This window comes from Nocardia sp. CA-119907, from assembly GCF_050955995.1.
Lineage (GTDB): Bacteria > Actinomycetota > Actinomycetes > Mycobacteriales > Mycobacteriaceae > Nocardia.
The window spans coordinates 6,375,167-6,396,990 of record NZ_CP192091.1; the positions used below are offsets into that span (position 1 = coordinate 6,375,167).

Annotated in this window: 16 protein-coding genes and 1 pseudogene; 8 read left to right on the top strand and 9 right to left on the bottom strand. The window is 66.1% G+C overall.

Annotated elements, in window-relative coordinates:
* Positions 1-19 precede the first annotated feature (19 nt).
* Positions 20-1,567, bottom strand: coding sequence for a histidine ammonia-lyase (gene hutH / locus ACQP2D_RS28205; protein ID WP_433678942.1), 1,548 nt, complete (start codon positions 1,565-1,567; stop codon positions 20-22).
* An 86-nt stretch (positions 1,568-1,653) separates the two neighbouring features.
* Here hutH and ACQP2D_RS28210 point away from each other — a divergent pair, with 86 nt between their 5' ends.
* The 3 genes from ACQP2D_RS28210 (at position 1,654) to ACQP2D_RS28220 (ending at position 7,052) form a co-directional block, all read left to right on the top strand.
* Entirely contained in the window at positions 1,654-2,436 is a 783-nt protein-coding gene (locus ACQP2D_RS28210; RefSeq protein WP_433678943.1) for an IclR family transcriptional regulator, read from the top strand.
* A 210-nt stretch (positions 2,437-2,646) separates the two neighbouring features.
* Complete coding sequence (locus ACQP2D_RS28215; protein ID WP_433678944.1) at positions 2,647-3,969, top strand: family 1 glycosylhydrolase; 1,323 nt, start codon at positions 2,647-2,649, stop codon at positions 3,967-3,969.
* A gap of 47 nt (positions 3,970-4,016) precedes the next feature.
* Positions 4,017-7,052: a tetratricopeptide repeat protein gene (locus ACQP2D_RS28220; protein WP_433678945.1), complete on the top strand. Its 3,036-nt coding sequence runs from the start codon at positions 4,017-4,019 to the stop codon at positions 7,050-7,052.
* Between the two features lie 44 nt (positions 7,053-7,096).
* Here ACQP2D_RS28220 and ACQP2D_RS28225 read toward each other — a convergent pair whose 3' ends face one another.
* The 4 genes from ACQP2D_RS28225 to ACQP2D_RS28240 all read right to left on the bottom strand — a co-directional run bounded on the left by ACQP2D_RS28225 (position 7,097) and on the right by ACQP2D_RS28240 (position 10,030).
* The gene (locus tag ACQP2D_RS28225; RefSeq protein ID WP_433678946.1) at positions 7,097-7,798 is read right to left on the bottom strand and encodes a DUF1275 family protein; all 702 of its coding nucleotides are present in this window, start codon (positions 7,796-7,798) and stop codon (positions 7,097-7,099) included.
* A gap of 42 nt (positions 7,799-7,840) precedes the next feature.
* The gene (dmpI, locus tag ACQP2D_RS28230; RefSeq protein WP_433678947.1) at positions 7,841-8,113 is read right to left on the bottom strand and encodes a 4-oxalocrotonate tautomerase DmpI; all 273 of its coding nucleotides are present in this window, start codon (positions 8,111-8,113) and stop codon (positions 7,841-7,843) included.
* A gap of 63 nt (positions 8,114-8,176) precedes the next feature.
* Positions 8,177-9,082, bottom strand: a complete 906-nt coding sequence (locus ACQP2D_RS28235; RefSeq protein WP_433678949.1) for a LysR substrate-binding domain-containing protein — start codon at positions 9,080-9,082, stop codon at positions 8,177-8,179.
* Between the two features lie 243 nt (positions 9,083-9,325).
* The gene (locus ACQP2D_RS28240; RefSeq protein WP_433678950.1) at positions 9,326-10,030 is read right to left on the bottom strand and encodes a hypothetical protein; all 705 of its coding nucleotides are present in this window, start codon (positions 10,028-10,030) and stop codon (positions 9,326-9,328) included.
* A 484-nt stretch (positions 10,031-10,514) separates the two neighbouring features.
* Between ACQP2D_RS28240 and ACQP2D_RS28245 the strand changes: the two genes are divergently transcribed.
* Entirely contained in the window at positions 10,515-10,778 is a 264-nt protein-coding gene (locus ACQP2D_RS28245) for a glutaredoxin family protein (RefSeq protein ID WP_433678951.1), read from the top strand.
* Here the strand turns inward: ACQP2D_RS28245 and ACQP2D_RS28250 are convergent, their stop codons facing one another.
* Positions 10,779-12,308, bottom strand: coding sequence for a phytoene desaturase family protein (locus ACQP2D_RS28250; protein WP_433685788.1), 1,530 nt, complete (start codon positions 12,306-12,308; stop codon positions 10,779-10,781).
* Positions 12,309-12,480: 172 nt separating this feature from the next.
* Here ACQP2D_RS28250 and ACQP2D_RS28255 point away from each other — a divergent pair, with 172 nt between their 5' ends.
* A complete protein-coding gene (locus ACQP2D_RS28255) occupies positions 12,481-14,040 on the top strand; it encodes an amino acid permease (protein ID WP_433678952.1) in 1,560 nt (519 codons plus the stop codon).
* Here ACQP2D_RS28255 and ACQP2D_RS28260 read toward each other — a convergent pair.
* Positions 14,037-14,624 carry a TetR/AcrR family transcriptional regulator gene (locus ACQP2D_RS28260; protein ID WP_433678953.1) on the bottom strand — a complete coding sequence of 196 codons (588 nt, stop codon included), beginning with the start codon at positions 14,622-14,624 and terminating at the stop codon, positions 14,037-14,039. The genes ACQP2D_RS28255 and ACQP2D_RS28260 overlap by 4 nt on opposite strands.
* Before the next feature lie 123 nt (positions 14,625-14,747).
* On the opposite strand from ACQP2D_RS28260, the gene ACQP2D_RS28265 reads away from it, so the two are divergent.
* On the top strand, positions 14,748-16,793 hold the full coding sequence (locus ACQP2D_RS28265) for an alkyl/aryl-sulfatase (RefSeq protein ID WP_433678954.1): 2,046 nt from the start codon (positions 14,748-14,750) through the stop codon (positions 16,791-16,793).
* A gap of 293 nt (positions 16,794-17,086) precedes the next feature.
* Here ACQP2D_RS28265 and ACQP2D_RS28270 read toward each other — a convergent pair whose 3' ends face one another.
* Complete coding sequence (locus ACQP2D_RS28270) at positions 17,087-17,704, bottom strand: dihydrofolate reductase family protein (RefSeq protein ID WP_433678955.1); 618 nt, start codon at positions 17,702-17,704, stop codon at positions 17,087-17,089.
* Positions 17,705-17,794: 90 nt separating this feature from the next.
* Positions 17,795-19,000, bottom strand: a pseudogene (locus tag ACQP2D_RS28275) (PucR family transcriptional regulator); the annotation flags it as partial.
* Between the two features lie 140 nt (positions 19,001-19,140).
* On the opposite strand from ACQP2D_RS28275, the gene pruA reads away from it, so the two are divergent.
* Positions 19,141-20,787, top strand: coding sequence for an L-glutamate gamma-semialdehyde dehydrogenase (pruA, locus tag ACQP2D_RS28280; RefSeq protein WP_433678956.1), 1,647 nt, complete (start codon positions 19,141-19,143; stop codon positions 20,785-20,787).
* The gene (locus ACQP2D_RS28285; RefSeq protein ID WP_433678957.1) at positions 20,787-21,743 is read left to right on the top strand and encodes a proline dehydrogenase family protein; all 957 of its coding nucleotides are present in this window, start codon (positions 20,787-20,789) and stop codon (positions 21,741-21,743) included. The genes pruA and ACQP2D_RS28285 overlap by 1 nt, the downstream gene beginning before the upstream one ends.
* Positions 21,744-21,824: the final 81 nt, after the last annotated feature.

Here is a 21,824-nt window from a genome sequence, read left to right on the forward strand (position 1 = left end):
CATATCAGCGAAAGGCCCATCAGGAGCCGAGGTGTGGCGCGACGGCGGCCAGCAGCTCACCGGAGCGGATGAGTTCGGCCGCGGCGGCGATCTCCGGTGCCAGGTGCCGGTCCGGTCCCGGACCGTCGACCTTGGTGCGCAGCAGCGCGAGGGCCGCCGCAGTGGCCGGGCCGGGCCGCAGTGGGGCCCGCAGGTCCAAGGCCCGTGCGGCCGTGAGGTATTCGACGGCGAGCACGGTGCCGAGCCCGTGGATGGCCCTGCGCAGTTTGCGGGCGGCCGACCAGCCCATCGACACATGGTCTTCCTGCATCGCGCTGCTCGGGATCGAATCCACCGAGGCGGGCATGGCGAGGCGCTTGAGCTCGCTGACAATGCCCGCCTGCGTGTACTGGGCGATCATATGGCCCGAATCGACACCCGGATCGGCGGCCAGGAAGGCCGGAAGGCCGTGTGAGCGTGCGACATCCAGCATTCGGTCGGTGCGTCGCTCGGCCATACTCGCGACATCGGCGACCGGAATGGCCAGGAAATCGAGAACATACGCCACCGGCGCACCGTGGAAGTTGCCGTTGGACTCGAGCCTGCCGTCGGCGAGCACCACGGGATTGTCGATCGCCGAGGCCATTTCCCGATCGGCGACCGTTCGGGCGTGGGCGAGGGTGTCGCGGGCGGCACCGTGCACCTGCGGTGCGCAGCGCAACGAATACGCGTCCTGCACCCGGTTGCAGTCCGGACCGCGGTGGCTGGCAACGATATCCGAGCCCGCCAGCGCGGCCGCCATGCGACGCGCCGAGAGCGCCTGGCCCGGATGTGGACGCAGCGCCTGCAGATCGTCGGCGAAGACCCGGTCGGTGCCGAGCAGTGCCTCCACGCTCATGGCGGCGGTGATATCGGCGACGTCGAGCAGTTCGCCCAGATCGTTGATCGCGAGTGCCAGCATGCCGAGCATGCCGTCGGTGCCGTTGGTGAGCGCGAGGCCCTCCTTCTCGGCGAGCGTCAACGGCTCGATCCCCTTGGCGTGCAAGGCATCTGTCGCCGGGATCAGCTTGCCGGACGCGTCGGTGACCTCGCCCTCTCCCATCAGCGCCAGCGCGACCGCGGCCAATGGCGCGAGATCTCCGGAGCAGCCGAGCGAGCCGAATTCGTGCACCACCGGCGTGATGCCCGCATTGATCAACGCGGCCAATGTGATCGCCGTCTCGGGCCGGACTCCGGTATGTCCGGTGGCCAGCGTGCGCAGCCGCAACACCATCATGGCGCGCACCACCTCGGTTTCGACCGCAGCACCGGCACCGGCGGCATGCGAGCGGATCAGCGACCGCTGTAGCGCGGCCCGGCTCTCCGGCGGAATGTGCCGGGTGGCCAGCGCGCCGAAGCCGGTGGACACGCCGTAGGTCGGGACCGTCCCCGCGGCCAGCGCGTCGACATGCTCACGCGCGGAGGTCAGCCGCTTCTCGGCGGCCGCGCTGAATCGCACCCCGGCGCCGTGGCGGGCCACGGCCACGATTCGTTCGACGGTCAGCGGCCCGTCCAACTCCACGGGCGGTAACTGCGTGGTTTCCGGCATAGGCCCATTCCACCGCCACGAAGGCGGGTGGAGAATGAGGCTGGGCCAGGTTCTGTCTGGTATCCGAGACAATCGCAGGAAGAGGCATGGGTACGAGCAGCGATATACCGGCACTTCGGCGCGGCCTCGCCGTGCTGCAGCTGATGGCGACCAGGGCGGGGCCGATCGCCGCGTCCACTATCGCGCGCGAGCTGGACATCCCCCGCTCCACCACATATCACCTGCTCGCGGAGTTGGAGCAGGCTCGCTTCGTCACCCGGCTGCCCGCCGAGCGGCGCTACGGCCTCGGCATCGCCGCCTTCGAATTGGGTTCGGCCTACCTGCGCCACGACCCGCTGGAGCGGGTGGCCGGGCCGTTGCTGCGCGAGCTGGCCGTGCGGGTCGGGCACAATGCGCACCTCGGGGTTCTGCACGGCAACGAATTGCTGTATCTGATCAAGGAACGGCCGCCGCGCCCGGAGACGCTGGTGACCGATGTCGGCGTGCGGTTGCCCGCGCAGCTCACCGCATCGGGCCGGGCGATCCTGGCGCATCTGCCCGCCGCCCATGTGCGGGCGCTGTTCCCGTCGGCGGCGGCCTTCGTGCGCCGCACCGACCGCGGGCCGACCAGCCTCGCCGCGCTGCGCGGCATTCTGGCCGCCGAGCGCCGGCGCGGCTGGGCGAGCGAGGACGGACATGTCACCGCCGGATTCGCCTCGGTCGCCTATCCGACCTTCGATCACGACCATCGGCCGATCGCGGCCATCAGCGTGACATTGCGACACCACTGCGAGCGAATTCCCTGCGCCGCCGACTGGGCCGATCTCGCCGCCCAGGTGCGCTCCACCGCAGACGATCTCACCCGGCGCATCGGTGGACGGGTGAGCTGAGGATCGGCCCTGTCCGCAAGCTAACAGAAAGCAATCATCACGATTCGACATTTCACCCGTCTTCTCCATGCACTTTCGGCCGCATTCGCGACACACCGGCGCGCAGCCCGTGATTCAGCTATCCGATGGTTACGCTGACAGATCATCGGCCGGGGCGGCGCTGCGCCGGTGACGCGCGACCGACCAGTGCCGGATGGGGACAGGAGCTCGATGCGAACACCGATGCGCCGACGCGCCCTCGTCGCACTCGCCATGATCGCGACCGCACTGCTGCTGTCCGGTGTCGCCATGCCGAGCGCGCAGGCCTCCATCGCACCGTTCGGCCGCGAATTCCTCTGGGGCGTAGCATCATCCGGCTTCCAATCCGAGGGCCACGCGCCCGACAGCAATTGGAGCCGCTACATCGATTCCGGCAAGGCCGGGGATGACTACGAGAATTCGGTCGACTTCTACCGGCGCTACATCTCCGATATCAACCTGGCCGCCCGCCTCGGCGTGCGGGTGTACCGGATCGGCATAGAATGGGCGCGCGTGCAGCCGCAACCCGATACCTGGAACGAGGCGGCATTCGGCTTCTACGACAATGTGATCGCGCGCATTCTCGCCGCCGGTATGCGGCCGATGCTCACCCTGGACCACTGGGTGTATCCCGGCTGGGCCGCCGATCGCGGCGGCTGGCGCAATCCCGGCATGGTCGAGGATTGGCTGGCCAATATGCGAAAAGTGGTGAACCGCTATGCCTCTCGCAATCCGCTGTGGATCACCTTCAACGAGCCGGCCGCCTATATCGGCACGGAATTGCGTATCGGCGCGATCAACCCCGATGAGGCGCCCGCGATGTTGGACCGAATCACCCAGGCGCACAATGCGATCTACGACACCATTCACAACAAGATGCCCGACGCGCAGGTCACCAGCAATCTCGGCTATGTCGCCGGTGCCGAGACCGAGGTGAATCAACCGATCGTGGACCGGATCGCGGATAAGCTCGATTTCATCGGCGTCGACTACTATTTCGCGCCGGTGCCGGAGACGAGCAAAGCGGTGCAGGGCGGTTCGAACGAGGGTCCGCCGATCTGGGAACTGCCCATTCACACCGAAGGCATCTACTACGCATTGCGCCACTACGCGAGGCTATTTCCCGATCGCCCACTGTATGTCGTGGAGAACGGCATGCCCACCGAGGACGGTAAGCCGCGCACCGACGGCTACACCCGCTCCGACCACCTGCGCGACACCGTCTACTGGCTCCAGCGCGCCAAGGCCGATGGCATCAATGTCGTCGGCTACAACTATTGGAGCCTCACCGACAACTACGAATGGGGCAGCTACACACCACGTTTCGGCCTCTACACCGTCGATGTGCGTACCGACCCCACCCTGACCCGCCGACCCACGGACGCGGTCGACACCTATCGCGGCATCATCCGGTCCGGCGGTGTGCCCGCCGATTACCGCCCGACCCGCGCACCTGTCGAATGCGGACTGGTCGACCCACCCGACAGCTGCGACGAAACCGTCAGCGTTCCCTAGCCGCAGACTCGCCGACGGTTTCGGCCCGACTCCGCTATGTTTCGTCCATGGGTGGCAGGTTGGCGCTGGTGGTGGGGTCCGAGTGCGCCGCGCTGCCCCGACTCGGCTTTCCGGGTGAACTGGCCACCGAGCTCTACGCGAATCTCAGTGCCGCGGGCGGCTGGCAACCCGCCACCGCACACCGGGGGCCGGTGCTGGACCCGACTGCGGACGAGTTGACCGAGGCGGTGAACGATGCCTTCGCTGCCGCCTCGGAGCAGCGGGCGACCCTGTTGATCGGCTTCGTCGGGCACGGCGTGGCGACCGCCGGTGAGGACTTCTTCCTGCTCGCGCGTGACTCACCGCCGGTATTCCCCAACTCGCGCACCGCATTCCACCTCACCCAGGGCATTCGAGAACTACTCAACGGATCCATGCTCGACGGTCTGATCGTGCTGATCGACGCCTGCGAGAGCGGGGAGGGTGTGCAGGGTGCGGCCCGCCGCTGGACCGATCTGCTCACCCGCTCGTCCGGACGGATGGAACTCCTCGTCGCCGCCGGCGAAGGCCCCGCCTACGCGGGCTGCTTCACCCGGACCATGGTCGAGACCTTCACCGGCGGCCTGCCGCTGCGCGGTGAGAATCTGCTGCCATCCGATCTGGTCGAGCCCATCGGCAATACTTGTCAACGCCAACAACCGCAACATCTTTCGTTCACCTCCGGCGCATTGTCGACCACGGCGGGCGGTGATCCCGGTCTCTGGCTGGTGCCCAATGCCGCTCGGCGGCGCGACGCGATAACCGGCCGTCCCGCAGCCGGATTCGTCGATCAGCTCACCCGTCGGCTGTTGCTCACCGATGTCATCCGTGAGCGTCTCGCCGAGATCGTCGAGACCGGTGGCCACCGTCTCCGTGCGGTCGTCGGCCCGGCCGGGTCCGGGAAGTCCACGCTGATGGCGATGCTCATTCGACCGAGTTTGGTGGACGGGCTTGCGATCGCACCCGAATATGTCACCGCGGCAGTATTTCTCACTGTCGGCAGCTCGCTCGAGTCGGTGACCGTCGAGCTGTCCGCGCAGCTGTCGCACCGAGTGCCCGGATTTCGCGATGCCGCCCACGTCGTCGACGAATCCGAACTCGACGTGTTCGATATCGAGGTACAGCGGCCGCTGGCTCGGCTCCGGGCACCCGGTCGCCGGATCACCATCGTCTTCGACGGCATGGACCAACTCGAGGCCGGAACCCGGGAACACCTCGTCCGGCATGTCGCTGAGCTGACCCGCGTCGACGAATTCACCCATGTGCGTGTGATTCTCGGCGTGCGTGCCGGTACGGGCGTCGCGGAGTTGCCGGAGCTCGCGCATCTGCACCGCATCGAACTCCTGCCACCGAGCGCCGAGGACATCGCCGCCATGGTGCTCGAATCCACTCGGCACCAGCTCGAACCGACCGATCCACAGTTGTGGGTGCGCTGGATCGATGCTTTGCTCGCGGAAACTCCCACCAGCTTTTCTGCGGAAACACCAACCTTCGGTCATTCGCGTGCCGTCACGGGCGGGTGGCTACTGGCCCGGCTGCTCATCGAGGTCCACTCCAGCATTACCGACGAGGAAATCGCCGCCGGAGTCGGGCTCGAAACCCTTGTCCTGTATCGAGTTCATGGCGCCTCGCGCGCCGTGGATCCCGATATCGCCGTGGCGCTCGGGCCATTGCTCGCCATTCTGGTCGCGGCCGGGGCCGGACCGGTGCTGCCGATGGAATTGCTCGAATCCGCCCTGGCACAATTCATTGTCTCCGGATCGGATGCCACTCTGATCCGTGACCTCGTCGTCGAACTGGGCGTGCTGGTCACTCGAAGTCGGGCCGGTACCGCGCGGGAGTCTCTCGGAATCACGCACGCTGCGCTGCTTCCGACGCTAGCGGCCGAGGCCGAGCGGCTCGGCTGGGAGAGCGCCGAGGCAAACGGCGCGATTGCGGCGGCGATCGGGATCGCGATCGAATCGGCGGTCGCGAACGGAACCCAGATCTCCCAGCAGGTGACCGAGTACATCCGTGGGTCCGGCACCCGGCACTATCTCGAATACGGCGATGCTGATTCTGCCAAAGAATTGCTCCTCGGCCTGGAAACGGTGCGCCCAGCGACCAACCGCGACATGTACGCCGCGTGGCTCCCTTCCTTTACCGAGGCGTGTGGTCCCGATCATCCCGGCACGCTGTTCGTCCGCCACCAACTCGCCTTCTGGCGTGGCCGAAGCGGCGATATGCGTAGAGCCGTCGCGGAACTCGACGCGGTTCTGACCGACGAATTGCGCGTACTCGGCCCCGATGATCCGCGCACATTGACCACTCGCCTCAACCTCACCAACGTGCGCGGTCGGCACGACGTCGCCGAGGCAGCGCACAACCCGAGGAGCCTGGTCGGTCTCGACGACACCGCCGCACGCGCCATCGCGCGAGCCGTCGCCGAGCTGGAGCAGCTACTCACCGATCAAGTCCGCGTCCTCGGCGCCGACCACCCGGATACCCTCAACACCCGCTATAGCCTCATCTACTGGTCCAGCGAAAGCGACGAACCCGCGAGAGCCGCAGCCGAATACGAACGGATTCTGCACGATCAGACTTCCGTGCTGGGCCCGGACCACCCCGACACCCTGAACACCCGCCACAGCATCGCCTACTGGCACGGCGAAAACGGTGAAATCCCCCGAGCAATAGCCGAACTCGAACGCCTCCTGGCCGACCAGTTGCGCATCCTCGGCCCCGACGATCCCAACACTCTCGCGACCCGCCACAGCATCGCCTACTGGCATGGCGAGTCCGGCGACTTCGACCGTGCCATCGCCGAGTTCGAGCAGCTGGCTATCGACCGTGAGCGCATTCTGGGCGCCGACCATGTCGATACGCTCACCACCCGAAGCAATATCGCGGCTAATCGCGGCGGCCAGAACATGAACCGAGCCCGCACCGAGAACGAGCAACTGCTCGCCGACCAAGAGCGCATCCTCGGCTCGGATCATCCGGACACCCGTACTACCAGGAACCGGATCCTATTCCTGCAACAGCAACTCGGTCCGGATTCGTCCGAATCGAATCCGAGCCACTGATTCAGCCCTGCCGTCACCGAATCCCGGCATCGACGCAACGTCACCTATTCGTCCGACGTCGATGAAACCGGTAGCGCCCCATCAAGCCACCAGTGGGTATATGCGAGACCGGCCGCCGCCGCGATCAGGGCGGCGGGGATGACGAAACCCCAATGGGCACTGACGGAATAGAGTGCGACCGCGACGGCGGCGCCGAATACCACGGCGGCGATACGAGCGACGGCGAGCGGTTCGATGCGGCGGTCGGCGACAAGATCGCTGACGAGACCGGTGAAGGTGCTGGTCATGTAGGTCGTGGGTGATCGGCGATCGATGATGAGGACCGCGGCCGACTGGACACCCATTGCGAGCGCGGCCGCGCCGAGCAGCAGCAGGCGAACCACATCGACCGCACCGGCGAATACGGCGACAGCGGCCACCACGACCACCAATGCCGCCTCGCCCGCGAGGCAGTGACGCAGACGCGCGATGCGCAGCGGGCCCGAAGGCATGGCGCGACACCAGCGCGCCGCCGCCGCGACACCGACGAAATAGCTGGCGAGAACCACCAGCGGCGGCGTCAGTTCGATGCCGGACATGCCGACGGCCGCACCGAGCAATACCAAGTTGCCGGTCAGGACGCTGGCGAACACCTTGCCCAGTTCGGTGAATACCAACCCATCCGTCGCGCCCGCTCCGGCCGACAACAAGACCAGCACCGTCGGCCCGACCGGCAACCACCGCGGACGTTCATGCTTCATCGGCATAACCGCGACGGTATCGGCCGGGCATCGATGTCCCTCGACCGGCTATTTTCTATCGGCGGTCAGCTGCCCGGCCGCACCCCAGCTGTCGGCGGGCGTCTCGTGGATCCAGACCTGCACGGTCTCGGCAGGGATCTGGTACGCGTCGACGAAGGCGTCGGTGATCCGGCGGACCAGATCCCGCTTGAGTTCGATGGTGCGCGGGCCCTGCTGCACGGTGACGATGGGCATGACTGCATCTCCTCGCTGAAAAGGGTTGGGACAGACCGCATCCGGGCATTCCGCTATGGGTTTCCGCCCGGTTCGGCGGCCTGTCATCAGTTCACCCGAACGAAGATCATCGACCAAGGGTCAGTTCGTTCACGCAGCCATAACGAGTCCTTATTGTCCGAGGTCGCATGCGCTTTCGGCGGGTAGGAGCGCACGCAGCAGCTCCGAACCGGGCGCGTCGGTGCCCGCGCGCAGGGCCACGGCGATCGGCAGGCTCATGCCACCGTCCGCGAACGGCCGGAAGACCACCCTGGGGTTGTGCACCTGGTCGGCATTGGCGGCGTAGATCACCGTCCACATGGCCGCGGCGGTGCCGATCGCGGCCAAATTGTCCTGCAGGGTGGTCGCGGTCGGCGCGGGCACCGGCTCGAAACCCGCACGCTGACAAGACATCAACACCAGATCCACCAGCGCCGGGTGATTGCGCCGTTCGGTCAGCCGCAGTGGCACCGACGCCAAATCGGCCAATCGCACCGACTCCTGTGCGGCCAGCGGGTGCCGGGCGGGCAGCGCCGCGACGAGTCGGTCGTCCCACGCGTGCAGATATTCCAGGTCGGCAGTGTCCTCGAGGGCGGGCGAGCGCACGAAGGCGGCATCGAGTCGACCGTCGGCAACCTGCGCCAATCGCTCACGCACCGGAAGGGTGACCAACTCGATTCGCACCTGCGGAAGGCGCTCGGCAAAGGCATCCAGGATGGTGTCCAGCCGCGCACCCAGCCCAGTGACCGTGCCCAGCCGGAACACCTCCGCCCGCGCACCGGCCAGATCGGCCACCGATGCCCGCGCCTGATCGGCCGCACTCAACACACTCCGCGCCGCGGGCAAAAACCGCAGCCCGGCCTCCGTCAGCCGCACCCGCCGCGGCGACCGATCCAGCAACTGGACCTTCAGTTCGCGCTCCAGCCGCCGCACCTGCTGACTCACCGCAGGCTGGGCAATATGCAGCCGCTCAGCCGCCCGCCCGAAGTGCAATTCCTCCGCCACGGTGACGAAATAACGCAACTGGCGCAACTCCATGGCACGGACTCCTTCAGATGCGCTCTCCGGAACAGCCTGAGCATGCTAGCCCGCCGGAGTCCAACCGGTGATCAGCGCGCATCGCGCCAAGGTCGATGACCGCCATTCCTCGACCGCCTGTTCCCCGGATTCCCGTGGAGGCTCGACTGGGAAATCAGCAGAGCGGGCACCCCCGTGTACGGGGTGCCCGCTCTGAGCCGGGTGCCCGGTGGTTATCCGGGCGCCGCCATTGCTGTGCCGAAATTACTTCGGTGCGTTGAACGGCTGGTTGATGGTGGTGAAGTACTGGACTGCGGCGGCGATGGCGACCGGGGCGGTGACGAACAGTTGTCCGGCTACGGTGCCCAGAGCGCCGATGGCGACGATGCCGCCGATGCAGCCGATGGCCGCGGCCGGGATGAACGCACCGAACAGACCGACGATGGTGGCCGAGGCTACGGTCGCACCGGCGATACCGCCGAGGACGCAGCCGATGGCGCCGCCGCCGAGTCCGCCGACCAGGGTGCCGATGGTGGCGCCCATGGCGATGGTGTCCTTCATGCGGTTGAAGGCGGCCTGCTCACGGTCGTATTCGGACTTCCAGGGGGCCTTGTCCTCGAAGGGCAGCGCGACCGGCTTGTAAGCCGCGTGCGCCATATCGAACTGCGGGGTCAGCGTCGCGGTGTGATCCCGGATATCCGCGGCGATCGGAAAGACGAAGTCGTCCACCCGGAAGGACAATTCGGTGCCCGCAAGAGTGGTGCCGTCAGCGGCCTTGATCTTGAAGACGCCGTCCTCGTCGACCAGCGAACCGGCCTCGGTCTTGATGATGGTCGAGGTCGGGGTGGCGGTGGCCGAGTAGTTCACGGCACCGCTGTCGGACTCCGGTGCGGCATAAACGGTTCCGGCCGTGGCACCGAGCGCCGCGATCAGTAGCGCCGAGGTCGCGGCGAATTTCCTCATCAACATATTTGGTTCCTCACAGGGTCGACTCAGGGAAGCGAGCCCATCGAAACCGCTGTATGAGAACTGGACGTGACCCAATCGTTAACGTTTGCTCACCAATTGCCAATGACTTATTGGATGTCGATCTTGATGTGACTCGCATGACAATTCGAGCCGCCACCGCGCGGCACGAGCCGCCACCGAGTATTAGGCACCGAACGCGGGAACCCTGAACGCCGCAACCGAGATCCATCATGGACGAACACGAATCCCCCGACGAAAGCCACCACAGAACATCCGATTTCAGGTGCCCCAATGTGGACAGTTATGCAGAATCGGCATCGTTGGATTTCATAGTGGTGCTGCACACATACAGGACGCGGACAGCGCACTCCCGACCGACAATTCGGCCCGCATCGGCGTGACCTGCGGCGAGTTCACCCGGTGGGCAGGCCCAGAGCCGTAAGGTCGATTACGTCCATCCGATACCGCTCAGGGGAGGGAACCCGTGCCCAGATCCGATCGAACCGAAACCACCGAACCGATCACCATTTACTGGCGCACATTCTGCCCGTACTGCATTCGGCTCGGCATCGGGCTGCGCCGGGCCGGTATTCCGTTTCGGACCATCCCCATCAAGGATCCGGAAGCGGCCGCCGCGGTTCGGGCGATCACCGGTGGGGACGAGGTGACGCCGACGGTCATCGTGCGCGGGCAGTCGCTGGTGAATCCGAGCGTCGACGAGATCCGGGCGGTCTTGACGGCGCCGTAGTCAGCGCGTTTCGAGGACCGCCATGGCGGCGTTGTGACCGGGGATACCGCTGACTCCGCCGCCGCGTACGGCGCCCGCACCGCAGAGGAAGACATTCGGCACATCGGTCGCCACGCCCCAGCGAGCGGCGGGGGTATCGGTCTCGTCGGTGCGGTACGGGAAGGCCAGGTCTCGATGGAAGATGTGGCCACCGGGCAGGCCGACCTCACGCTCGAGGTCGAGTGGCGATTTCGCTTCGATACAGGGGCCGCCGTACTCGTCCACGGCGAGGCAGTCGGCGAGAGGTTCGGCGAGTACCGCATCCAGTTGAGCGAGTGCGGCTTTCACCGCCATTGTCTTCGCCGCCTCCGGGTCCGATTCGAAAAGCCGTGCCGGAGTGTGCAATCCGAACAGTGTGAGGGTATGCATGCGGGAGTCGGGCGCGAGGATCGAGGGATCGGTCAGGGTGTGGCAGTAGATTTCCGACGGCGGGGCGGCGGGGATCCGTCCGGCGTCGGCCTCGCGATAGGCCTGTTCCAGTTGCGAATACGATTCGGCGATATGGAATGTTCCGGCGAAGGCCTCGCGCGGATCGGTCGCGATGTCACGGAGCCGGGGTAGCCGCCGCAGCACCATGTTCACTTTCAGTTGCGAGCCTTCGGGTTTCGGCTCCCCCGGGATGCCCAGCAACCGCGTGAGCTCGTGTGGTGCCGCACTGACCAGCACATGCCGCGCGCCGACCACGCCGTCCCGATAGCGCACTTCCGCCGTGACATCATCGGATTCGACCTCGGTCACCTCGCTGCCGGTGACCAGTTCCGCCCCGGCGGTGCGGGCCGCGTCGGCGAGCGCGTCGGTGAGCGCGCCCATACCGCCGATCGGCACATCCCAGTCGCCGGTGCCGCCGCCGATCACGTGGTAGAGGAAGCAGCGGTTCTGCCGCAGGCTCGGGTCGTGCGCGTGGGTGAAGGTCCCGATGAGCGCGTCGGTGAGCACGACACCGCGCACGGTGTCATCGGTGAAGGTCGACTCGACCGTCTCCCCCAGCGGCCGCTCGAACAGTGCCGCCCAGGTGTCGGCATCGTCGACCACCCGCTCGAGCGACGACCGCGACGGCAACGGTTCGGTCAGCGTCGGGAACACGCGTTGCGCAAGCCTGCCGGTCGCGCTGTAGAACTGCTGCCACGCCCGGAAATCACGATCGGATCCGGTGAGCCGCACGAAACTGTCCCTGGTCCGAGCCTCGGAAGCGGTGTCGACCAATAACCCGCCGTCCCCGACCGGCGTATACGACGAGATCCGTCGTCGCCGCGTCGCGAATCGCAGACCCAACTCCTCGACGATCTGGCGCGGCAGCAGGCTCACCAGATACGAATACCGCGACAATCGCGCATCGACACCCGGGAACACCCGCTCCGAGACCGCGGCCCCACCGGTGTGATCCTGCCGCTCCAGCACCAGCACCGACCGCCCGGCCCGCGCCAGATACGCGGCGGCCACCAACCCGTTATGGCCACCGCCGACCACCACCACGTCATAGGAGGAGCGCATCGGTTTCATCTGTCCTGCCTATCACGTATTCCGGAGATTGCGGCGACGGCGGGCGATTGCGGGGAAATTACAGTCGGGTTTCCATATTTTCCCTACGATTGACCAGCACTCACTTCACACTTAGCTTCTGGCAAACGCTGTATGAGGGCGGCGTTTTCACCCGGGAGCGATCATGACCGAAGCCAACGCACCATCCGACGACGAACGTCGCCTCGCCGAACTCGGCTACAAACAGGAACTGGCCAGGTCCTGGTCGGGATTCTCCAACTTCGCCATCAGTTTCACCATCGTCTCGATCCTGACCGGCGGTCTGGCCAGCTATGGCATCGGGCTGGCCAATGGCGGTCCGATCACCATGGCCTGGGGCTGGCCGCTGGTGTCGGTGATGGTGTTGTTCGTCGGGCTGGCAATGGCCGAATTGGCCTCCGCCTACCCGACTTCCGGTGGTCTGTACTGGTGGGCATCGGAGTTGGGCGGTCCGGTCTGGGGCTGGTTCACCGGGTGGTTCAACCTGATCGGCCAGATCGCGGTGACCGCCGCCATCGACTACGGCGCGGCGATCTTCACCACCGCGGTGCTGAACGTCATCGGCATCGATATCGGAACCGACCGCACCGCAATCTTTCTCGTGTTCACCGCGATCCTGATCCTGCACGCCGTGCTCAATGCGATCGGCCCGCATCTGTCCGCGGTCATCAACAACATCTCGGCCTGGTGGCATGTCGGCGGCGTGGCGATCTTCGTGATCGTGCTCGGTTTCGGCGCGAGCCACCATCAGAGCGTCGGGTTCGTCTTCACCGAAACCGTCGACAACAGCGCGGTCGGCTTCGGCGGCGTGGCGTTCAGCTTCCTGCTCGGATTGCTGCACGCGCAATACACTTTCACCGGATATGACGCGTCGGCGCATATGTCCGAGGAGACCCACGACGCCGCGCGCACGGCGGCGAAGGGCATCATCAATACCATCGTCGTCTCCGCCGTTGCCGGATATCTGCTCATCATGGCGGTGACCTTCGCCATTCCGAATCTCGATGACGCATTGGATCCGGACAAGAACAGCGGCTACCCGGTGATCTATATCCTGGAGAACTCGCTGAATTCGTTCTGGTCGGGTCTGCTGCTGATCATCGCCGCGATCGCCCAGCTGTTCTGCGGTTACGCCTCGGTCACCTCGGCCTCGCGCATGCTGTTCGCGTTCTCCCGCGACGGCGCGGTACCGGGATCGGCCTACTGGTCGCGACTTTCGGCCCGCAAGGTACCGGTGCACGCCGTGCTGTTCATCTCGTTCTTCTCGTTCGTGCTGCTGATCCCGTCGATGCTGGTGCCCGCGGCGAATGCGCCGACCGCCTACGCGGCGGCCACCTCGGTCGCCACCATCGGCCTCTATATCGCCTATGGCATCCCGATTCTGCTGCGCCAGCTGCACGGCAGCCGATTCCGTACCGGCCCTTGGCAACTCGGCCCCTGGTATCGACCGGTTGGTGTGATCGCCCTGGTCTGGATCGTGCTGATCAGTGTGCTGTTCATCTTGCCGACCGATGACCGCGGCTACCCGTGGAACAGCGAATTCACCTGGAACACCGTCAATTACGCACCGATCACCCTGGTCGGCGTGGTCGGCGCGATCGGCATCTGGTGGGCGGTATCGGCCAAGCACTGGTTCACCGGACCCAAGCGCACGATCGAGCAGGCCCCGCCGGAACCGGAGGCCGAGGCCCCCGCCAACGCTTAACCGAGTAGCGCGAACAGGGTCCTGCGGATAGCCGCGGACGCCTCGGCCTGGGAACGGCCGCGGCGTTCGACGAGGTGGTGCCGGGTGGGCCAGCCGACGGCGGCGTCGACGAGATCGACCAGTTCCTCGTCGACGCCGCCGTCGCCGGTCAGTTCCGATGCGAACGTACGGGCCAGCGCATCGCGAATACGTCTGTCGGTCAACCGCATTCGCGCGTCCACACCGGGTACGGTATGTGATTCGAGCAGCCCGAGCAGCCGGGGATTGCGCTGCAGCGCGAAGATCGCCTCGCTCTGGCGGACCACCGCATCGATGCGCTCGGCCAGCGGCAGTCGCGGATCCGGCGTCGCGATCAATGCCTCGACCCGTTCCGATTGCACCTCGACCACCGCGACCCGCAGATCGTCGCGTCCGGGAAAGTGCACGAAGACGCTGCGCTCGGAGACCCCGGCCCTGGCCGCTATGCGCTTACCGGTCGGGTCGAGTTCGCCGTCCTGAATCGCCGCGAGCAGGGCGGCGATGATCGCGGCGCGCGTCTGTTCCGGATTGCGCCTGCGTCGGGCGCCCGCACTGCTCTCATTCATATCCGCATCCGATCACAGCGACCGCACCGGGCACCCGCTGGTATGGCACCCAGGCCAACACTCTATTGCAGTCGCACTGCAATAGCGGCTACGGTGGGTCGCCGAGGACGGACAGGAGAAGCGATGGTCGAGCAGGACAACGACGGCAACCGGACACCACGGGTGTCGCGCCGCGGGGTATTCGGAGTCGGAGCGGCGGCACTCGCGGTGGCTGGCGTCGGCGTCGGTCTCACGGCGTGCGGCGACTCCGATGAGGTGAACCCCGCCAGCGCACCCACCGATCCGAGCGATCACATCGCCGATGCCAATAAGCGGGTCGCCGCGACGCTGCCCTTCTCCGACACCACCGATTTCGCCGATGCCGACCGCGGCTGGATCGCCTCGCTCGAGCCCGGCGTGATCAAGGACGCCAGCGGAAAGGTGGTGTGGGACACCGACTCCTACGCCTTCCTCCGCGACGCCTGTCCACTGTCGGTGAATCCGAGCTTGTGGCGGCAGTCCCAGTTGACGGTCAAACATGGCCTGTACGAAATCGCACCGGGCTGCTATCAGATCCGCGGTCTCGACCTGTCGAATATGACGCTGATCGAAGGCAATGCCGGCGTAGTGGTCATCGATCCGCTGATCTCGACCGAGACCGCGGCGGCGGGACTCGCGCTCTACCGCGCCCATCGCGGCAATCGCCCGGTCACCGGTCTCATCTACTCGCATTCGCATGTCGACCACTTCGGCGGCGCGCTCGGTGTCACCACCCGAGAGGATGTCGCGGCGGGCCGCTGTCCGGTGCTCGCGCCGTCCGGCTTCCTCGAACACGCGGTTGCAGAGAATATCTACGCGGGCACCGCGATGTCCCGGCGTGCGGCCTATATGTACGGCGCGGCCCTCCCCCGCGGCCCCAAGGGGCAGGTAGGTGCGGGCCTGGGCCAGACCACCTCGATCGGCACCACGACACTCATCGACCCGACCGTCGATATCACGCACTCCGGCCAAGAGGAGATCATCGACGGTGTGCGCATGGTGTTCCAGCTGACGCCGGGCACCGAGGCGCCCTCGGAGATGAACTTCTATTTTCCGGACCGCCGCATGCTGTGTATGGCCGAGAACGCCACCCACACGCTGCACAATATCGTCACGCTGCGCGGCGCGCTGGTGCGCGACCCGCATGTGTGGTCGCGCTATCTCACCGAGTCGATCAACCTGTACGGCCACAATGCCGATCTGGTCTTCTCCTCGCACCACTGGCCGGTCTGGGGCACCGACCGGATCGTGGAATTCCTTGCGGTACAACGGGATCTGTACGCCTACCTCAACGATCAGACGCTGCGTCTGCTGAACCAGGGCTATGTCGGCAGCGAGATCGCCGAAATGCTGCAGCTGCCGCCCGCGATCACGAAGGAGTGGTCGACCCATGGCTATTACGGGTCGGTCAGCCATAACGTCAAGGCCATCTACCAGCGCTATATGGGCTGGTTCGACGGCAATCCGGCACATCTGTGGGAACATCCGCCGGTCGAATCGGCCAAGCGACACGTCGATGCCATGGGCGGCGCGAAGGAGGTACTGAAGAAGGCGCAAAAGGCTTATGACGCTGGCGATTACCGGTGGGCCACGCAACTGGTGAACTACGTGATCTTCGCCGATCCGAATAACACCAAGGCAAAACACCTACAGGCCAGCGTCTTCGAACAACTCGCGTACGGGGCGGAAAACGCCACCTGGCGCAACTTCTACCTCAGCGGCGCCTACGAACTGCGCAACGGACCGTTCGGCACCCCCACCAAGGCCAACGCGCAGGGCATGCTGGCGGCACTGACCATCGACCAGGCCTTCGACGCCATCTCGCTGTTCGTCAACGGCCCCAAGGCCTGGGACGTCAAGGCCACCACCGACTGGCGCTTCACCGATGCCGAAAATCGCACGCAGCGTGTCGAATTGCGCAATGGCGTGCTGATCCACTACGCCCGCACCCGCGATGACGGTCTGCCCGCCCCCGACGCCACCCTCACGCTGACCCGCGCCACATTCGCCAGCGCCATGCTCGCGGGCGGCAGCGTCGCGGACGCGATCATCAAAGGCGAGATCAAGGTCGACGGCAATATCGCCGCCCTCCAGAAACTCAACGGCCTGTTCGACCGGCCCGATCCGAACTTCGCGATCGTCACGCCGTGAACAGCGAGTGCGCCGCCCACGCCTGGGGAGTCGAGGGCCGAAAGGATTGAGCGGGTTGTGCGAGAATCCCACGGATGGGCTCCCAGTACGACCCGATGATCGATGGTCCTTGGGGGGCAGCACAATATGGACTGCTACCGCCGCCAGCGCCGAGGCCGACCGTATCGCCGGTTGTGGCGGACGCCCGGGAACAGATCGACAAGCTCGCCGCACCGCCGGGTGCTTCGAAAACTGTGCGTGGTCATTGATGCCCGAATGGCACATGGTCCCGAGACCATGTGCCATTCGCCGTCTTAGTCGTCCTCTTGGCCCAGGAACTGTTTCGCGTATTCATATCCCTCGGTGCCTTCGGCCGCCGCCTTGGCGTAGACCAGATGTACGACACCGGTTTTGAAGGTGTCGGAGGAAAGCAGTTGCAGCGGAAGTGCGGAGTCGGTCTCCTCGAACAGTCGCAGACCCTTGCGCACCGCGATCGGGTGCACCAGCAAATGCAGTTCGTCGAGTAGGCCGACCTCGAGCAGCTGGCGGACCACGGACACCGAACCGCTGATACCGATGGGCGCCTCGCCCGGCTCGTTCTTCAGCGCCGCGACGGCCGCCACCAGATCACCCTTCAGCACCTCGGAATTGCGCCAGGTGAAGGTGAGATCCTGATGCGAGACCACGATCTTGCGCGCGTCGCCGAGCTTCTTGGCCATTTCGGCGTCCACATCGCCCGCGAGTTCCCGCTCCGGCCACGCCGCGGCGAAGCCGTCATAGGTCTTGCGCCCCAACAGCAGCGTGTCCGCCGCGCCGAGCTGACGGTCGACCGCCGTGGCCATCTCGTCGTTGAAATACGGGAAGTGCCAGTCCTGCGGGTTCTCGACGACGCCGTCGAGTGCGATGAACAGTCCCGCGGTGATTTTCCGCATCGGATCTCCTTGGTCGGTAATTACTGCGTCACCAGATCAGACGGACCGGAGCTCGGATAGTCATCGCTCGCCGCGCACCACCTGGTCGGGCTATCGACGGCGGTGCAGTGCGAGTTGGAGTTCGAGCAATAGGCGGTCGGCGGGATCGGTGAGGTCCATCCCGATGATCTCCTCGACGCGGCGGATCCGGTAGCGCAGCGTGTTCGGATGCACCTGCAGGGCCGTCGCGGCATTGCGCACGTCGCCGTGTTCGCGCAGATAGGTCTCGACGCTCTCGCGCAGATTCGCCGAATGCTTCCGGTCGTAGTCCAGCAGCTTGTACAGGCGCGGATCGTGCAGATGCGGCCGGTCGCCGACGAGATCGAGGATTTCGCCGAGCAGCACCGCGGTGCGCGATTGCGCCAGCGTGGTCACCCGGTTCTTCGGGTAGGTCGCGGCGGTACTGTCGAGCACCCGGTCCACCTCGGCGCGCGCACCGGCGACATGAGCCAGATCCGGAACGGGACAGGCGATGGCGGCGCGCAATTCGAGCGCGCGCTTGGCTTCGAGCTGGTCGACCAGCTGGCGCGTCCACGCGGTCACGGCGTCCGCGGATCGGTACTGCGGCAGCAGCACATAGACCCGGTTCTCGAGCACGGTGGTCACCGAATCGCCGCGAAACGAGCTGGCGCGCAGGCGAAGCATATTGCCGAGCGTCGCGGGCGACGGCGCGTTCGCACCGGGTGTCGACGCGAATCCGACCACCGCGGCCGGACCGGTCAGCGGCAGGTTCAGCGCATTCGCGACGGTCGGCACATCGGCGGTGCCGCCGCCGGTGCCGAACAGCCGCTGGATCAGCAGTGCCTCGCCGGTCGGCGCATCCAGACTGCGCGATATCAGTCGGGCGGCGATGGCTGACGCGCCGCGCAGGATTTCCGCCGCATCCGGTTTGAACGGCCGGTCCCCCTGTTGCAGCCAGATCGAGCCGAGCACCCGCGGCGCACTCCCCTCGGCGTGCGCGCGGATGCTCACTACCAGACGGCGCTTGATATCGAGTTCCTCGTGCGCCGGGATATCGATGACCTCGTCGGTCCCGCGCAGCCGATCGAACACACCCCACTCGCGCAGCACCCGCAGATAGTCGCGCGGGCCTTCGCGGCCGAGGATCGAGAGCACTCGCAGTTGGTCGGCCGTCTGATCCGATGCCGAATACGCCAGCACATGCGATTGCGGGTCCTCGATGGAGACCATCCCGCCCGCATTCTGGGCCACCATATGCGCCAATCCGAACAGGTCGAGGTCCGCGGCCACCAGCTCACCTTTCCTAGCCACGACCACTGCCCACTTTCATACGACTCGCCAATACGGTCATCCCATCTTTGTCCGCTTGACCGATTCTGCGGGCAGTTTTGCCGTGTTGACTTCGGCTTACCCTCATATACCAGCAAGGAGGACTCATGGATGCCATCGTGTCCACGCCCCGGCCTGTCAACGAGCCGGTCGGCAGCTTCACCCCGGGCAGCGCCGAACGCGCCCGCCTGCGGGCGAAACTGACCGAACTCGCCGCCACGCCGACCGAGATCCACCACGTCATCGGCGGCGAACATCGGCGCACCTCGGGCAAGACCATCGACGTCGTGCAGCCGCACAACCACGGCGCCGTACTCGGCACCCTCACCACGGCCGAGGCCCGCGATGTGCAGGACGCGATTACGGCCGCAGCCGCCGCGGCGCCCGGCTGGCGGGCGCTGTCGTTCGAGGATCGCGCCGCGATCTTCCTGCGGGCCGCGGATCTGCTGGCCGGGCCGTGGCGCGAAACCATTGCCGCCGCGACCATGTTGGGACAGTCCAAGACCGCGTACCAGGCCGAGATCGACGCGCCGTGCGAACTGGTCGATTTCTGGCGCTTCAATGTGCACTTCGCCCGGCAGATCATGGCCGACCAGCCGATCTCGACCCCGGGTGTGTGGAACCGGGTCGAATACCGCCCGCTCGAGGGCTTCATCTACGCGATCACTCCGTTCAATTTCACCGCGATCGCGGGCAATCTGCCGACCGCGCCCGCTCTGATGGGCAATACCGTGCTGTGGAAGCCGTCGCCCACCCAGGCGGTGGCGGCCTATTGGACGATGAAATTGCTGGAGACCGCGGGTCTGCCGCCCGGTGTCATCAATATGGTGCACGGCGCGGGACCGAAGATCTCCGATGTCGCGCTGGCCGACCGGCGGCTGGCCGGCATCCACTTCACCGGCTCCACGGGGACCTTCCAGCATCTGTGGCGGGCGGTCGCGGCGAATATCGGCGACTACCACACCTATCCGCGACTGGTCGGTGAGACCGGCGGCAAGGATTTCGTCCTGGCGCACAGTTCCGCGGATCCGAATGTGCTGACCACGGCGCTGATCCGCGGCGCCTTCGACTACCAGGGCCAAAAGTGCTCGGCCGCCTCGCGCGCCTTCATCCCGAAGTCGGTATGGGCCAAGATGGGCCGCGACCTCATCGATAGGGTCGACACGCTGAGCTACGGCGATATCACCGACTTCGCGCACTTCGGCGGCGCAGTCATCGATCAGCGTGCCTTCGACCGCAATGCCGATGCCATCGCCAGGGCCAAGGCCACCTCGGGCCTGACCATCGCAACGGGCGGACATACCGACGACACCGTCGGCTACTTCGTCGATCCGACCATCCTGCTCGGCGACGATCCCACCGACGAGGCGTTCAGCACCGAATACTTCGGCCCGATACTGTCGATCCACGTCTACGACGATGCGGCCGCCGGATCCTTCGAATCGGTGCTCGAACTGGTCGACGGCGGTTCGGCCTACGGCCTGACCGGGGCGATCATCGCCGATGACCGCACCGCCGTCGCCGCGGCGACCGAGCGGCTGCGGTTCGCGGCGGGCAACTTCTACATCAATGACAAACCCACCGGCGCGGTCGTCGGCCAGCAGCCCTTCGGCGGATCCCGCGCATCGGGCACCAATGACAAGGCGGGCTCGCCGCAGAACCTGCTGCGCTGGACCTCCGCGCGCACCATCAAGGAGACCTTCGTCCCACCGACCGAACACACCTATCCGCACCAGGCACCCGAGGAGAACTGATGGCCATCTCCGGTCTGCTACGCCCCGCCATGCTCGCGGCCTCGCGGTCGCCACGGCTCGAGCGCACCGTCACGCGGATGTCGACCACCAAGAAGCTGGTGGACCGCTTCGTCGCGGGGGCGGCCGAGCCGAATGCGGTGGCGGCCGTCGAAACTCTGCTGAATTCCGGTCGCTACATCACCGTCGACTATCTCGGCGAGGACACCACCGATATCGAGCAGGCGCGCAATACGGTGTCGCACTATCTGGCGCTGCTCTCGCTGCTGCGCGCTTCGGGCACCGGATCCGTTGGGCCGCTGGAGGTTTCGCTCAAGCTCTCGGCGCTCGGGCAGGCCCTGCCCAAGGACGGTCACGCGATCGCCCGCGCGCACGCCCACCAGATCTGCACGGCCGCTGCGGATGCGGGCGTGCTGGTGACCATCGACGCCGAGGACCACACCACCACCGATTCGACGCTGTCGATCGTGCGGGAACTGCGTGCCGACTTCCCCTCGCTCGGCACCGTGCTGCAGGCCTATCTGCGGCGCACCGAGGCCGACTGCCGGGAGTTCTCCGGTCCGGGCTCGCGAATTCGCCTGTGCAAGGGCGCATATCGCGAACCCGCGTCGGTGGCCTACCAGAGCCGGGCCGAGGTCGACCAGTCCTATCTGGACTGTCTGCGGATCCTGATGAAGGGTGACGGCTATCCGATGGTCGCCACCCACGATCCGGCGCTCATCGAGGCCGCGGGCGTCTTCGCGACGGCCACCGCGCGCAAGTCCGACGATTTCGAATTCCAGATGCTCTACGGCATCCGCGACGCCGAACAGCGCCGCCTGGTCGAGGCCGAACATCATGTCCGGGTCTACGTGCCCTACGGCGATCAGTGGTACGGCTACTTCATGCGCCGCCTCGCCGAACGCCCCGCCAATATGGCGTTCTTCCTGCGCTCGCTGCGCCCCGGCAGCCAGCACTGAACCTGCGTTCGGCGGTCTTGTCTGTGCAGTCGGACAAGACCGCCGAACTTTATTTATCCAATTCGCCGATCACAGCGCATT

What these genes read in the sequence shown, in the direction of transcription:
- hutH (WP_433678942.1), bottom strand. Translation starts at nt 1,567, where the DNA reads ATGCCGGAAACCACGCAGTTACCGCCCGTGGAGTTGGACGGGCCGCTG.
- ACQP2D_RS28210 (WP_433678943.1), top strand. Translation starts at nt 1,654, where the DNA reads ATGGGTACGAGCAGCGATATACCGGCACTTCGGCGCGGCCTCGCCGTG.
- ACQP2D_RS28215 (WP_433678944.1), top strand. Translation starts at nt 2,647, where the DNA reads ATGCGAACACCGATGCGCCGACGCGCCCTCGTCGCACTCGCCATGATC.
- ACQP2D_RS28220 (WP_433678945.1), top strand. Translation starts at nt 4,017, where the DNA reads ATGGGTGGCAGGTTGGCGCTGGTGGTGGGGTCCGAGTGCGCCGCGCTG.
- ACQP2D_RS28225 (WP_433678946.1), bottom strand. Translation starts at nt 7,798, where the DNA reads ATGCCGATGAAGCATGAACGTCCGCGGTGGTTGCCGGTCGGGCCGACG.
- dmpI (WP_433678947.1), bottom strand. Translation starts at nt 8,113, where the DNA reads ATGACAGGCCGCCGAACCGGGCGGAAACCCATAGCGGAATGCCCGGAT.
- ACQP2D_RS28235 (WP_433678949.1), bottom strand. Translation starts at nt 9,082, where the DNA reads ATGGAGTTGCGCCAGTTGCGTTATTTCGTCACCGTGGCGGAGGAATTG.
- ACQP2D_RS28240 (WP_433678950.1), bottom strand. Translation starts at nt 10,030, where the DNA reads ATGTTGATGAGGAAATTCGCCGCGACCTCGGCGCTACTGATCGCGGCG.
- ACQP2D_RS28250 (WP_433685788.1), bottom strand. Translation starts at nt 12,308, where the DNA reads ATGCGCTCCTCCTATGACGTGGTGGTGGTCGGCGGTGGCCATAACGGG.
- ACQP2D_RS28255 (WP_433678952.1), top strand. Translation starts at nt 12,481, where the DNA reads ATGACCGAAGCCAACGCACCATCCGACGACGAACGTCGCCTCGCCGAA.
- ACQP2D_RS28260 (WP_433678953.1), bottom strand. Translation starts at nt 14,624, where the DNA reads ATGAATGAGAGCAGTGCGGGCGCCCGACGCAGGCGCAATCCGGAACAG.
- ACQP2D_RS28265 (WP_433678954.1), top strand. Translation starts at nt 14,748, where the DNA reads ATGGTCGAGCAGGACAACGACGGCAACCGGACACCACGGGTGTCGCGC.
- ACQP2D_RS28270 (WP_433678955.1), bottom strand. Translation starts at nt 17,704, where the DNA reads ATGCGGAAAATCACCGCGGGACTGTTCATCGCACTCGACGGCGTCGTC.
- pruA (WP_433678956.1), top strand. Translation starts at nt 19,141, where the DNA reads ATGGATGCCATCGTGTCCACGCCCCGGCCTGTCAACGAGCCGGTCGGC.
- ACQP2D_RS28285 (WP_433678957.1), top strand. Translation starts at nt 20,787, where the DNA reads ATGGCCATCTCCGGTCTGCTACGCCCCGCCATGCTCGCGGCCTCGCGG.